The following is a 12,944-nucleotide window of genomic DNA, read 5'->3' on the forward strand; positions in this document are numbered from 1 at the left end:
TAATTGATGCAAAAAAGTATTGACTCTATTTATACCTTCCAATTTGGCCTTGTTTGTTTAAGCTCCTTTTTATTTTCCGCGAGTTTTAATATGTTAATTCCAGAGCTTCCTGCTTATTTAACGGCTTTGGGGGGAGTGGAATATAAGGGATTGATAATTGCCCTTTTTACATTAACTGCGGGCATCTCCAGGCCTTTCAGTGGAAAACTGACTGATACTGTTGGAAGGATTCCGGTAATGGCTGTAGGCTCAATCGTTTGCTTTTTATGCGGTTTTCTTTATCCGGTATTGACTACGGTTGCCGGTTTTTTGCTTCTAAGGCTGCTTCATGGTTTTTCTACTGGCTTTAAGCCAACGGCTACCGCAGCGTATGTTGCAGATTTAGTTCCAAAAAACCGCTGGGGAGAGGCGATGGGTGTTCATGGGGTGTGTTTTACCACAGGCTTAGCCATTGGACCAGCAATTGGGAGTTTAATTACCGATCATTTTTCAATTGACATCCTGTTTTACTGTTCTTCTTTGTTTGCTCTTTTATCAATTGTGATTCTCTCCAACATGAAGGAAACTTTAATACAGAAGCAAAAGTTTACTTTATCGCTACTAAAAATAAGCAAGCACGAAATAATTGAATTTCAGGTTATACCAGCGTGTGTGGTTACTTTTATGTGTTATATTAGTTATGGTGCCATTTTAACGGTTATTGGCGATTGGGGCAGCCACCTTGGTACCAGTAACAAAGGGTTGTTTTTTATGGTATTTACTATTTCCTCACTGCTTATCCGTTTTGTAGCCGGAAAGGCTTCTGACCAATATGGCAGGATGCATATTTTGAAAGTTTCCCTTTCGTTGCTGGTTTTTGCGATGTTAGGGATCGGTTTAGCAAATACTTCCTTTCATTTGATGGCCGCATCGGCATTATATGGGGTAGCTACTGGTATGCTTTCGCCAACTGTTACGGCATGGACCATCGATTTAAGCAGACCAGAACACCGTGGTAAGGCCATGGCTACCATGTACATTGCGCTAGAGGCTGGAATAGGTATTGGTGCCCTGCTTGCAGGCTGGTTATTTATTACGGATATTACTATGATTCCAATTGTATTTTATTCCTGTTCAGGAATTACATTAATAGCATTAGTCTATTTACATTACATTTATAAAATGAAACCTAAAGACTTTTAAAGGGAATATCTAAAAGCTCAAAGTTCTGCCAGCCAATAAAATCAAAATGCCACCACTCATTGTTGAGCACTTTAAAACCATGGGATTCCATGGTTTTAATTAGAAAATCACGGTTTTTTATTACAGCTTCTGGTAAGTTTTGATAGGTAACTGCCGCCGATGCAGCAAAGCTATCAAAAGGTGTGGGCATGGGTATTTCTTCTTTGGTTTTGTAATTGATCACACTGAGATCTACCGCACATCCACGGTTGTGTTTTGAACCTTTTGCCGGGTTGGCCACAAAGTTCTTGTCTGATGCCTGTTCGTAAAAAGCAACAGTAATGGCATAGGGGCGATAGGCATCGTATATTTTTAAGCCATATCCTTTTTTACGCAGTTCCTTCTGGATTTTTTTTAATTGTGCTACTACCGGTTTGCGGGCAAAAGCACTCGCTTCAGAATACATCACCCGATTCATAAAGTTATCGTCAGTTGCATAGCGGATATCTAAAGTAATATCAGGTATTGCCTTTTTAATATCAATCAGTTGCTTCTCTGGAGATTTTTGGATAGCCGCATTATACTCGCTTAAAGTGCTGGTAACGTATAACTTTTGTGCTCTTACATTTATACCTATTGTTGCAAAAAGGGTAAAAGCTATCAGTTGGAAAAATGCTTTCATATTTTTAGGGTTACATCCTGTCATTTATTGGTTAGAGACAACCAACAATTCAAGGTCTTTAAAAGGAAGGTTAAACATGTTTGAAAGGTCTTTGCTGGTTAAATGACCCTGGTAAATATAAAGTGATTCCCTTATGCCAGGCCTGTTCCAAACAACATTCATTAAGCCGCCCAATTCGCCGATATCCATTAAGATGGGTGTCAAGATGTTCGTTAATGCATAAGATGCTGTACGCGGTACTCTTGATGCTATATTTGGAACGCAGTAATGGATGACATCATATTTACGGAAAACCGGATTGGTATGGTTGGTTACCTCAGAGGTTTCAAAGCAACCGCCCTGGTCTATACTTACATCGATAATTACGGAATCCGGTTTCATCTGACTTACTGTCTCTTCCATAACGATGCAAGGACTTCTGCCGTTTTTGGCTCTCATTGCACCTATAACCACATCACAGGTGGTAATGGCTTTGGTTAATACGATAGGCTGCATTACTGAAGTAAAAACCCTGCTGCCTAAATTATTTTGTAGCCTCCTTAGCCTGTATATAGAACTGTCGAATACTTTAACTGACGCACCGAGCGATATGGCTGTGCGTGCTGCATATTCACCCACAGTTCCCGCTCCAAGAATTACTATTTCCGTTGGTGGTACTCCTGTAAAACCACCAAGCATTAATCCTTTACCTCCTGTAACGTTACTTAAGTACTCTGCTGCAATAAAAATCGTTGTAGCCCCTACAATTTCACTCATCGCACGAACTACACTAAGAATATTACCCTCGTCACGGAGGTGTTCAAAGCAGAGGGCATTAACCTTCTTGTTCATCAGTGCCTTGATGTAATCTTCTTTTAAATTACCCATTTGTAAGGCCGAAAGTAGGGTTTGTCCTTTATGCATTAAGGCGATTTCTCCTAGGGTGGGTGGAGCAATTTTGACAATGATATCTGCATCGAAAACTTCTTTCTTGTTATAAGTAATGATGGCACCCTGTTCGCAATAGTCCCTGTCGGAGAAATTGGCACCTACACCAGCACCAGACTCAATAATGACCTTATGCCCATTATTGACCAGTAAGGCCACGGAGAGGGGTGTCAGTGCTATTCTGTTTTCCTGGAAAGAAATTTCTTTGGGTAGGCCAATGTACAAACTGTTGTTTTTCTGCCGGATTGCTGACAAAGTCTCTTTAGGCTGTTGCAACCCTTTTTGAGCAATTGTGGCCATTCCTTCTCTTAGTCCTGTAGACATTTTGATTAATTTTTTCGCTTAAATTTAACAATTAAAAACTTAACTTTAATAACCTATGTTTTAATTTTAACGAAGCTTATATTGCGTTCGGTTTCATTCAAGGCCGCAATGGTGATTTTAATATGCGATTCCGGCAAGAGATCTGCTATTTTTTCTGGCCATTCTACCAGACAAATACTGTCGGAAAAGAAATATTCTTCATAACCAATATCATAAACTTCTTGTAGGTTTTTTATGCGATAGAAGTCAAAGTGATATACCGGCCGATTATTATTTTGGATAAGGTATTCATTTACAATAGAGAAGGTTGGACTGGAAACTACATCTACCACGCCCAATGCATGGCAGATTTCCTTTATGAAAGTAGTTTTACCAGCACCCATATCTCCTTCAAAGAGGAATATTTTTTCTTCTCCAGCAAAGGTTAAAAGTTGTTGGGCGGCTTCCTGTAATTCATTTAGGCCGTTTATTTTCAATTTCATAAACAAAGACTAACGTGTGCTATAAGTCGCAATCGGAATGATCATTTCTTCTAATGAAATACCCCCATGCTGGAACGTTTCATTGTAATAGTTTACAAATTGATTGTAATTATTTTGATAAACAAAATATCGGTCTTCCTTGGCAAAAATATAATTGGAACTGATGTTGATTTTAGGCAATTGTGCTTCATGGGGGTTTTTGATTTGCAAAACCTCTTTAGGATTAAAATTAAGATTCCTTCCCTGTTTGTAACGCAGGTTAGTATTTGTATTTCTGTCGCCGATTACCTTGCTCGGACGTTTTACCCTGATCGTTCCATGATCGGTAGTGATGATCAATTTCACTTTCTTTTGACTTAGTTTTTTCAATAACTCCAATAACGGAGAGTGTTCAAACCAGGAAAGAGTAAGTGAACGGTAGGCAGCATCATCGTTGGCAAGCTCACGAATCATTTGCATGTCTGTGCGAGCATGAGAAAGCATGTCGACAAAATTATAAACGATGGCATTGAATTCGTTTTGCATTAAATTATTGAATTGCTCGTTTAAAGCTTTACCATCATCATAAGTAAGGATTTTATGATAACTGAATTTGCAGTCTTTTCGCAACGTACGTTTTATTTGTTCTGCTAAAAACGTTTCTTCATGCATGTTTTTACCGCCTTCTTCATCATCGTTTTGCCAAAGCGATGGGAACTTTCGCTCCATTTCCAAAGGCATAAGGCCAGAGAAAATTGCATTTCTTGCATATTGTGTTGCCGTTGGTAAGATGCTGGAATAAGTATCTTCTTCCTCCAGGCGGAAATATTCTGTAATTAACGGATTAATGATTTTCCATTGGTCATAGCGCAGGTTATCGATTAATATAAAGAATACCGGAGTGGTTGAATTGATCAAGGGGAATACCTTTTTTTTCAAGAGCTCATTGGAAAGTAAAGGTGCTTTTTCTTTACCATTTACCCAACCAAGGTAATTGTCTTCGATGAATTTGGAAAACTGCATATTGGCTTCGGCCTTTTGCATGGTTAAAATTTCATGCATTTGAGGATCGTCCAGTTTTTCGAGTTCCAACTCCCAGAAGACAAGTTTTTTATATACCTCTACCCATTCTTCGTAACTCAGCTTATCATTAAGCGTCATGCCAAGACGTCTGAAATCTTGCTGATAAGCCATAGAAGTTTTTTCGCTGATGAGGCGCTTGTTGTCTATAATCTTTTTTATCGTCAGCAATACCTGTTTGGGGTTAACGGGCTTGATCAGGTAGTCGTCTATTTTTGATCCGATGGCATCCTCCATAAGGTTCTCTTCTTCACTTTTTGTGATGAGTACCACAGGAACATCGCTTCTGATGTTTTTAATAGCTGAAAGGGTTTCTAATCCACTTAGGCCTGGCATGTTTTCGTCTAAAAAAACAAGATCAAAATGTTCCTTACCAAATGCTTCCAAGGCATCATTTCCATTTGTAAAAGTAGTTACATGGTAGCCTTTTTCGTTAAGTAGTAATATATGTGGTTTTAACAAGTTGATCTCATCATCTGCCCATAGAATTTTGGTTTCCTGCATTATATTTCTGATTTGTAAATAAAAATAGCAATTTTTGTACCGTATAATTTTATTTAGTAGCATTGAACAAAAAGAAAATAATAAATGATCCAGTATATGGCTTTATAAATATACCATCTGAACTGGTATTTGACCTGATTTCTCATCCTTATTTTCAAAGGTTAAGGTATATCAAACAGTTGGGTATGACTCACTTAGTCTATCCAGGTGCTTTGCATACCCGTTTCCATCACGCATTGGGGGCTATGCACCTTATGAGTTTAGCAATAGAAGTTTTGAGGGGAAAAGGCCAGGAGGTGACAAAAGTCGAAGAAGAAGCGGCCACTATAGCTATTCTGCTACACGATATAGGTCATGGACCTTTTTCACATGCTTTGGAACATACACTGGTAAACGGGATACATCATGAAGATTTATCCATGCTCATCATGGAAAAACTCAATGTGGAATTTGAAGGGCGACTGACTTCTGCCATTGCTGTATTTAAGGGTGACTGCCAAAAAAAGTTTTTGCACCAATTGATCTCTAGTCAGCTGGATCTTGACCGGATGGATTACCTGAACCGTGACAGCTTTTTTACGGGGGTAACTGAAGGGGTCATTAGCTTCGACCGTATCATAAAGATGTTCAATGTGGTTGATGATAACCTCGTAGTTGAAGAGAAGGGTATTTATTCGATTGAAAATTTCCTAATTTCAAGAAGATTAATGTATTGGCAAGTTTATCTGCATAAAACCGTTATAGCAGGAGAGCAGTTGCTGGTTAAAATTTTGGAGCGGGCCAGGGAGCTGGCCTTAAAGGGAGTAAAGCTGTTTGCTACACCAGCCTTACAGCATTTTTTGTCCAATCGCATTAATGTAATAGATTTTTTTGAACAGGAACTGCACCTGCAACAATTTATGGAGCTTGATGATCAGGATATTTTTGCTTCAATTAAAGTATGGCAAGATCATCCAGATGCTATTTTAGCTCGTCTCTGTAAAATGTTGACAACCAGAAATCTTTATAAAATAGAGATCACTAACGAGGCTCCTGACGAAAGTAGGATAGCATTACTTAAGGAAAGTGTGGGTGTGGTGTTAAACATCAGTAAGGAAGAAGTGCGTTACTTTGTGTTTGAAGACGTTATAAGGAATAGGGCCTATAATGCTGGAAGCAGTAATATTTATATTTTATTGAAAAATAACACGTTAATTGATATTGCTAAAGCATCAGATTTATCCAATTTAGAATCTTTAGACAAAACAGTTAAAAAATATATACTTTGCTACCCAAGAATTATTTAGCATTTTTTAACAAAAGAATTCTATTTTTATGCCGTTTTTTAGCTATTCTTATATAGTATTAATTAGAAGATAAGCCATATTGGTTTATTTGTTCATATCAATTTAACATTTACCTTTGTAAAATGCAATTTACTGCCAAGCAGATAAGCGAACTATTGAGTGGGACCGTTGAGGGTGATGAAAACGTTCAAGTGGCGGAGCTTTCAAAAATTGAGGATGGTAAGGCAGGTTCCCTGTGTTTTCTTTCCAATCCAAAATATGAACACTTTTTATATACGACCGAGGCTTCGGTTGTTATTGTTAGAGCAGATTTTGTTCCTTCTCAAGCTGTTAAATGTGCTTTAATTAAAGTAAAAGATCCTTACAGTGCTTTTTCAATATTGTTGGAAAAATACAAAGAAGTGATGAGCCAAACTGCTAATCGCACTGGAATTGAGCAGCCAAGCTTTATTCATCCTTCTGCAAAAATAGGGAAGAACGTTTATATCGCTGCATTCAGTTATATTTCAGAATTTGTAGAAATTGGAGATAACAGTAAAATTTACCCACACGTATATATCGGTGATCATTCGATCGTTGGTGAATATTGTGTGATACATCCTGGTGTTAAACTATATAATCAAACTGTTTTAGGTAACCGTATCACCATACACTCCAATACTGTAGTGGGCAGCGATGGTTTTGGTTTTGCTCCACAGGCTGATGGAACTTATACAAAAATTGCACAGATTGGTAACGTAGTGATCGAGGACGATGTGGAGATAGGTTCAAATACATCTATTGACCGGGCAACGATGGGTTCTACTTTTATCCGTAAAGGAGTGAAGTTAGATAACCTGATTCAGATTGCACACAATGTTGATCTGGGCTCGCATAGTGTGGTTGCCGCACAAACAGGAATTTCTGGAAGTACAAAACTGGGCGGTAATTCTATTATTGGCGGACAAGTAGGTATTGCCGGGCACTTAACGTTGGCCAAGGGCACGCAAATTGGCGCACAAGCCGGACTTAATTTCAACATTACCGAAGAATATAAACAATGGCATGGAAGTCCGGCACAGCCTTTAAGAAACTGGATGCGGGCTTCAGTTATTTTTAAACAGTTGCCACATGTGGAACAGCGAATTATTAAGCTGGAAGCAGCTATAAAAGAATTAATCTTAATTAATATTAATAAGTAGTTACAATAATAATAATGAACGTTAAACAAAAAACCATTAAAGCAGAGGTTTCTGTAAGTGGCGTCGGTTTACATACCGGTGCTAATGTGACCTTAACTTTTTGTCCTGCTCCGGAAAACCACGGGTTTAAATTTCAACGAATTGATCTACCTGGACAACCTATTGTAGATGCAGATTGCGACAATGTGACTGATACGGCTCGTGGGACTACCATTTCACAAAATGGTGCGAGCGTAAGTACAATAGAGCACGTTATGGCATCACTAGTGGGGATGGATCTTGATAACGTTCTAATGAAAGTTGACGGACCTGAAGCACCTATAATGGATGGAAGTGCCATCCTTTTTTTAGAAGCACTGGAAAGTGTCGGTTCAGAGTCGCAAGATATGGATAGGGAATATTTCCAAATTCCGTACAACATCACTTATACAGAAGCAGAAAGGAAAGTAGAGATTGTAGCTATGCCTTTGGATGATTACAGGTTTACCTGTATGATAGACTATAACTCTCCGGTTTTAGGTAGTCAGCATGCCGGAATATCAAGCATTGCCGAATTTAAAAAAGAAATAGCTTCCTGCCGTACTTTTTGTTTCCTTCATGAACTGGAATATCAGTTGAAAAATAACCTGATTAAAGGGGGCGATTTAAACAATGCAATAGTTATTGTTGACAAGGAAGTTACCAGGGAAGAGTTGGATCACCTGGCGACTATATTTAAGCGCAGTGCAATTGATGTTGCGCCTCAGGGAATTTTAAATAACATGGAATTGCGTTACCAAAATGAGCCGGCCAGACATAAGCTTTTAGATATGATCGGAGACCTAGCCTTGGTAGGGATGCATTTAAAAGGACATATTATGGCTGCCCGTCCGGGACATGCGGCAAATATTGCATTTGCAAAAAAAATTAAGGCGATTATTAAAAAAGAAAAAAATAAAAAAAAACAACATATCTACAATCCAGCTGCTAAGCCCTTATACGACGTGATGCAGATCATGGATATTTTGCCGCACAGACAACCCTTTTTGTTTATTGACAAGATTCTGGAATTAACGAAAACGTATGTGGTGGGGGTGAAGAACGTTACCATGAACGAAGAGTTTTTTAAAGGTCACTTTCCTGGTGCGCCAGTCATGCCGGGAGTGATACAGATTGAAGCGATGGCTCAAACAGGCGGTATTTTAGTTTTAAGTACGGTTCCTGATCCTAGAAACTACCTTACTTATTTCTTAAAGATAGATAACGTACGTTTCCGTGCACAAGTGCTCCCAGGAGATACCATTGTTTTTCGCTGTGATTTGGTGGAGCCTATCAGAAGGGGTATTGCCCAAATGAAAGGCGTGGGTATGGTTGGTGAAAAAATAGTGGTGGAAGCAGAGATGATGGCCCAAATTTCAAAAGTTAAAGATAGCGAACGCACCTTATGATTCAACCCTTAGCATATATACACCCTCAGGCTAAAATTGCAGATAATGTAGTAATAGAGCCTTTTGCAGTTATACACAAAGATGTAGAAATTGGAGAAGGTAGCTGGATTGGTTCAAATGTGGTCATCATGGATGGTGCCCGTATCGGTAAAAACTGCCGGATTTTCCCAGGATCAGTGATTTCGGGTATACCACAGGATTTAAAGTTTGCCGGAGAAGTAACAACTGCGGAAATTGGCGATAACACGACCATCCGGGAGTGTGTAACCATTAACCGTGGAACAAAAGATAAATGGAAAACAGTAATTGGTAAGAACTGCCTGATACAGGCTTATTCGCATATTGCACACGATTGTGAGGTGGGAGATTACTGCATTTTTTCAAATAGTACTACTCTTGCTGGTCATATCACCATTGGTGATTATGTCGTTTTGGCAGGTCTGGTGGCTATCCATCAGTTTGTTAAAGTTGGATCCCATGCCTTTATTACTGGAGGTTCTTTAGTGCGTAAGGATGTGCCCCCTTATGTTAAAGCGGCAAGGGAGCCTTTGTCCTATGCAGGTATAAATTCTGTCGGCTTAAGGAGAAGAGGCTTTTCTCCAGAAAAGATCAATGAGATTCAGGAGATTTACCGCGTCCTTTTTGTAAGACATAATAATATTTCTAAGGCTTTGGATATTATTGAAGCGGAATTCCAACCAACTGAAATCCGTGATGAAATTGTTGATTTCATCAGGAATTCAAACCGAGGTGTGATGAAAGGCTATGGATCAGGAAGCTAATTAATGTTCAATGAAAATTGAGCTAAATAATGCAGGCCGCCGCTTTAACCAGGAATGGATTTTCAGGAATTTTACTTACCAGTTTAATCCCGGTGAAAAATATGCTGTCCTGGGCCCTAATGGCTCAGGCAAGTCTACCTTATTAAGTGTTGTTATGGGTAGTTTATCGCCTTCTGAAGGTAGTATTGCCTATAGCAATACCAAGCCAGTACCGGTAGAAAGCTTTTATCAACACATCAGTTTTGCTGCGCCTTATCTGGATTTGATCGAGGAATTTACTTTACAAGAAACTATACAATTTCACTTCAAATTTAAGCCCTTCCATGAAGGGATGGATTTGGATAGTGTATTACATCGTTTAGGCATGGCAAAAGCCCAGGACAAAGCGCTAAAGTACTTCTCTTCAGGAATGAAACAACGTACCAAGTTGGTGTTGGCTTGCTGTTCAGATACGCCTGTTTTATTGCTCGATGAGCCTACCTCAAATTTAGATGTTCAAGGGGTTGACTGGTACCAGGAGTTGATACAGGATTTTACTGAAAATCGTTTAGTGGTTGTATGCTCAAATCAGGAAATTGAGTATGCTTTTTGTAAGCATACTATTCAGGTTAATGATTATAAATAGGCTAAGATTTAAAAGGTTTTCTAATCAAAATGTCATGAATTAAGTCAAATTTCTTCTAATAAATATATTTTAAATTTACTATTGTAGAATCCAACTTTAGTATTTACCTTTGCGGCACGAAAAAGCGTCAAAGTTAAGGTTGCGATTTCAAAATAAAAGGGCAAAAATATTAGAAAGAATTATAATAAGAATTTTCATAGTTTAGTTTTAGGTTTAGGTTGATTGTGGCTTCGGAGTGGTTCCCGAAGCCATCTTTTTTTTATATTTGTTTGTAATGGACAAAGCAGAGATTAGAAAAGCAGCAATGAAGCGTCGTAGTGGTTTAAGTTCTGAGCAAATTCACGAAATGAGTGTGCAGCTATTGGCTTATTTTATCCAACAAGATCTTTCAACAGTCAATGTAATCCATATCTTTCTTCCTATAGAAAAGAAAAATGAACCAAACACTTTTCTTTTTATAGACTGGCTGCAGCAGCACCATCCCAACATTAAAATCCTTGTTCCAAGGGCTGATTTTGACACGGCCCTAATGACACACCATCTTTATACAGACAAAAAAGGTTTAGAAAAAAATCTTTATGATATCCTGGAACCTCAAAGTGACCACCCTCATGAAGGCCAAATAGATCTGGTGTTGATTCCTTTGCTGGCATTCGATAAACGTGGTTACCGGGTTGGTTATGGAAAAGGCTTTTATGATCGTTTTCTGCAAAACATTCCTACTAAAAAAGTGGGTATCTCACTATTTTCTCCTGTAGAGGAAATAACCGACATAGATCAATATGATGTGATAATGGATTATTGTTTGACACCAGATGGGGTTTATACGTTTATTTGAGCTTTAACTTGATCTTTCCGGCTGTTACTCATCTGCATGGCTCCTTCACATAGATGCAGATAAGCAATTGCAATACCCTGGTTGGCACAACAGCTATTAAAATGTTAATTCAAGCAAAACAGGACAATGATCAGAATGAACGGCATCAGGTAAAATGGTAACACTTTTGAGTTTTTCCAGCATTGGCTTTGTGGCCAGCTGATAGTCAATACGCCAGCCTAAATTTTTTGCCCTTGCATTAGCGCGGTAACTCCACCAGGTATATTGGTGTGGGTCTTTATTAAAATGCCGGAAAGTGTCAATAAAGCCATTATTTAAAAAGAGCTCCATCCATTCCCGTTCTTCAGGTAAAAAACCAGAAGATTTTGCATTAGATTTTGGGTTATGGATATCAATCGCATTATGGCAAATGTTATAATCTCCCGAAAGGATTAAGTTAGGGATTTCCAATCGAAGTTTAGCTATATAATCATCAAAAAAGCGCATAAATTCGTACTTTTTACCCTGTCGCTCCTCTCCGCTTGATCCTGAAGGCATATAAAGGCTCATTAGAGAGAAATCTTCGAAATCGGCCCTCAAAATTCTTCCTTCTTTGTCAATCCACTCTTCTCCACAACCGTATGCCACATGCTTTGGTTTTATTTTGCTGAAGATGGCTACACCACTGTAACCTTTTTTTTCTGCCGGGTTCCAGAAATGCTGATAACCCAGTTGTTCAATCACGTTAATGATATCAGGAATTTGTGAAGGTAATGCTTTCACTTCCTGCAAACAAACCATGTCGGGGTTAACTGCATTTAGCCATTCTAAAAAATTCTTGGTGGCCGCAGCGCGGATACCATTAATGTTGTACGATATAATTTTCATGCGATTACTTGTTTTTAAGTTATCAATTAACTTCTACTTTTATTCATCTATTGCTTGTTTAAAGCAAGCAGTCTTTTTTCCAGCTTTTTAGCTTCCCGCTTTTTCAAAACTGTGACAGTCATTTTCTCATCTGTAACAGGTCGGTTGCCTTCATCAGTATTTACTGCTGCAATCTGATCAATAAGTTCTATTCCCCGCACTATTTCCCCGTAAACAGTATAATTCCTGTCTAAATGCGGTGTGCCACCTATGGTTTTATACACTTGCCGCTGATTTAAAGGCAATTTAAAATGAAGGCGTTTGTTTTCCAGGGAATCTAGCTGTTCATCGGTAAACTTTTTGCCTTGAACAAGGTAAAATTGGCAGCCGCTAGAAGCTTTAAGTGGGTTGTCGTCTCTTGCTGCTGCTAAAACCCCTTTTTTATGAAAGAGATTGTCCCTAAATTCAGCAGGGATAGTGTAGCCTACATCTCCTCCGCCAAGTGTAACACCGCTTGCTGCCTTTTTTGAATCTGGATCTCCCCCCTGTAGCATAAAATCCTTAATTACCCTATGAAATATAGTCCCGTTATAAAAGCCTTTTTTTGCTAGTTTAATAAAGTTATCCCGATGTAATGGTGTTTCATTGTACAGTTTGATCAAGAACTCTCCATGAATTGTGGTAATTTTAATGTATTTATTTTCGGGTTTTTTTGCGAAGGTTATACTAAAAAACAATACTAGAAAGAGGGTGAAAAGGTATTTCATGTGAATTTGTTTAGCGCTAAAATTAATTTAAAATAACAATTTATTATCAAATC

13 protein-coding genes are annotated in these 12,944 nt (G+C 38.5%); 7 read left to right on the forward strand and 6 right to left on the reverse strand.

The window, feature by feature from the left end; translation table 11 throughout:
* Nucleotides 1–6: 6 nt before the first annotated feature.
* Nucleotides 7–1,182, forward strand: a complete 1,176-nt coding sequence (locus AAKU52_RS04135) for an MFS transporter (RefSeq protein ID WP_354330529.1) — start codon at nt 7–9, stop codon at nt 1,180–1,182.
* On the opposite strand, the gene AAKU52_RS04140 is transcribed toward AAKU52_RS04135, so the two are convergent.
* The 4 genes from AAKU52_RS04140 to porX are packed head-to-tail and all read right to left on the reverse strand — an operon-like array spanning nt 1,169 to nt 5,139.
* Nucleotides 1,169–1,843, reverse strand: coding sequence for a M15 family metallopeptidase (locus tag AAKU52_RS04140; RefSeq protein WP_354330531.1), 675 nt, complete (start codon nt 1,841–1,843; stop codon nt 1,169–1,171). The two genes, AAKU52_RS04135 and AAKU52_RS04140, sit on opposite strands and share 14 nt — an antisense overlap.
* A gap of 24 nt (nt 1,844–1,867) precedes the next feature.
* Complete coding sequence (locus tag AAKU52_RS04145) at nt 1,868–3,094, reverse strand: alanine dehydrogenase (protein WP_354330532.1); 1,227 nt, start codon at nt 3,092–3,094, stop codon at nt 1,868–1,870.
* A 53-nt stretch (nt 3,095–3,147) separates the two neighbouring features.
* Nucleotides 3,148–3,576, reverse strand: coding sequence for a tRNA (adenosine(37)-N6)-threonylcarbamoyltransferase complex ATPase subunit type 1 TsaE (tsaE, locus tag AAKU52_RS04150; protein WP_354330534.1), 429 nt, complete (start codon nt 3,574–3,576; stop codon nt 3,148–3,150).
* 9 nt (nt 3,577–3,585) lie between these two features.
* On the reverse strand, nt 3,586–5,139 hold the full coding sequence (gene porX / locus AAKU52_RS04155; RefSeq protein WP_354330536.1) for a T9SS response regulator signal transducer PorX: 1,554 nt from the start codon (nt 5,137–5,139) through the stop codon (nt 3,586–3,588).
* Nucleotides 5,140–5,201: 62 nt separating this feature from the next.
* Between porX and AAKU52_RS04160 the strand changes: the two genes are divergently transcribed.
* The 6 genes from AAKU52_RS04160 (at nt 5,202) to AAKU52_RS04185 (ending at nt 11,278) form a co-directional block, all read left to right on the forward strand.
* Nucleotides 5,202–6,425, forward strand: a complete 1,224-nt coding sequence (locus AAKU52_RS04160) for an HD domain-containing protein (protein ID WP_354330538.1) — start codon at nt 5,202–5,204, stop codon at nt 6,423–6,425.
* A gap of 122 nt (nt 6,426–6,547) precedes the next feature.
* Nucleotides 6,548–7,606, forward strand: coding sequence for a UDP-3-O-(3-hydroxymyristoyl)glucosamine N-acyltransferase (gene lpxD / locus AAKU52_RS04165; protein WP_354330540.1), 1,059 nt, complete (start codon nt 6,548–6,550; stop codon nt 7,604–7,606).
* Nucleotides 7,607–7,620: 14 nt separating this feature from the next.
* The gene (locus tag AAKU52_RS04170; RefSeq protein WP_354330542.1) at nt 7,621–9,033 is read left to right on the forward strand and encodes a bifunctional UDP-3-O-[3-hydroxymyristoyl] N-acetylglucosamine deacetylase/3-hydroxyacyl-ACP dehydratase; all 1,413 of its coding nucleotides are present in this window, start codon (nt 7,621–7,623) and stop codon (nt 9,031–9,033) included.
* Nucleotides 9,030–9,815, forward strand: a complete 786-nt coding sequence (gene lpxA / locus AAKU52_RS04175; protein WP_354330544.1) for an acyl-ACP--UDP-N-acetylglucosamine O-acyltransferase — start codon at nt 9,030–9,032, stop codon at nt 9,813–9,815. Before AAKU52_RS04170 ends, lpxA begins: the two co-directional genes overlap by 4 nt.
* Before the next feature lie 10 nt (nt 9,816–9,825).
* Entirely contained in the window at nt 9,826–10,440 is a 615-nt protein-coding gene (locus AAKU52_RS04180) for an ABC transporter ATP-binding protein (RefSeq protein ID WP_354330546.1), read from the forward strand.
* A 274-nt stretch (nt 10,441–10,714) separates the two neighbouring features.
* Nucleotides 10,715–11,278, forward strand: coding sequence for a 5-formyltetrahydrofolate cyclo-ligase (locus AAKU52_RS04185; protein WP_354330548.1), 564 nt, complete (start codon nt 10,715–10,717; stop codon nt 11,276–11,278).
* Nucleotides 11,279–11,374: 96 nt separating this feature from the next.
* Here AAKU52_RS04185 and AAKU52_RS04190 read toward each other — a convergent pair whose 3' ends face one another.
* Nucleotides 11,375–12,145 carry an exodeoxyribonuclease III gene (locus tag AAKU52_RS04190; RefSeq protein WP_354330550.1) on the reverse strand — a complete coding sequence of 257 codons (771 nt, stop codon included), beginning with the start codon at nt 12,143–12,145 and terminating at the stop codon, nt 11,375–11,377.
* Between the two features lie 47 nt (nt 12,146–12,192).
* Complete coding sequence (locus tag AAKU52_RS04195; protein WP_354330552.1) at nt 12,193–12,891, reverse strand: peptidylprolyl isomerase; 699 nt, start codon at nt 12,889–12,891, stop codon at nt 12,193–12,195.
* Nucleotides 12,892–12,944: the final 53 nt, after the last annotated feature.

Source organism: Pedobacter sp. CG_S7 (assembly GCF_040544395.1).
GTDB lineage: Bacteria > Bacteroidota > Bacteroidia > Sphingobacteriales > Sphingobacteriaceae > Pedobacter.

Bases quoted from the DNA above. Each gene is read 5' to 3' on its own strand.
- AAKU52_RS04180 (WP_354330546.1), top strand. From the start codon at position 9,826: ATGAAAATTGAGCTAAATAATGCAGGCCGCCGCTTTAACCAGGAATGG.
- AAKU52_RS04135 (WP_354330529.1), top strand. From the start codon at position 7: ATGCAAAAAAGTATTGACTCTATTTATACCTTCCAATTTGGCCTTGTT.
- porX (WP_354330536.1), bottom strand. From the start codon at position 5,139: ATGCAGGAAACCAAAATTCTATGGGCAGATGATGAGATCAACTTGTTA.
- AAKU52_RS04195 (WP_354330552.1), bottom strand. From the start codon at position 12,891: ATGAAATACCTTTTCACCCTCTTTCTAGTATTGTTTTTTAGTATAACC.
- AAKU52_RS04145 (WP_354330532.1), bottom strand. From the start codon at position 3,094: ATGTCTACAGGACTAAGAGAAGGAATGGCCACAATTGCTCAAAAAGGG.
- AAKU52_RS04170 (WP_354330542.1), top strand. From the start codon at position 7,621: ATGAACGTTAAACAAAAAACCATTAAAGCAGAGGTTTCTGTAAGTGGC.
- lpxA (WP_354330544.1), top strand. From the start codon at position 9,030: ATGATTCAACCCTTAGCATATATACACCCTCAGGCTAAAATTGCAGAT.
- AAKU52_RS04140 (WP_354330531.1), bottom strand. From the start codon at position 1,843: ATGAAAGCATTTTTCCAACTGATAGCTTTTACCCTTTTTGCAACAATA.
- tsaE (WP_354330534.1), bottom strand. From the start codon at position 3,576: ATGAAATTGAAAATAAACGGCCTAAATGAATTACAGGAAGCCGCCCAA.
- lpxD (WP_354330540.1), top strand. From the start codon at position 6,548: ATGCAATTTACTGCCAAGCAGATAAGCGAACTATTGAGTGGGACCGTT.
- AAKU52_RS04190 (WP_354330550.1), bottom strand. From the start codon at position 12,145: ATGAAAATTATATCGTACAACATTAATGGTATCCGCGCTGCGGCCACC.
- AAKU52_RS04185 (WP_354330548.1), top strand. From the start codon at position 10,715: ATGGACAAAGCAGAGATTAGAAAAGCAGCAATGAAGCGTCGTAGTGGT.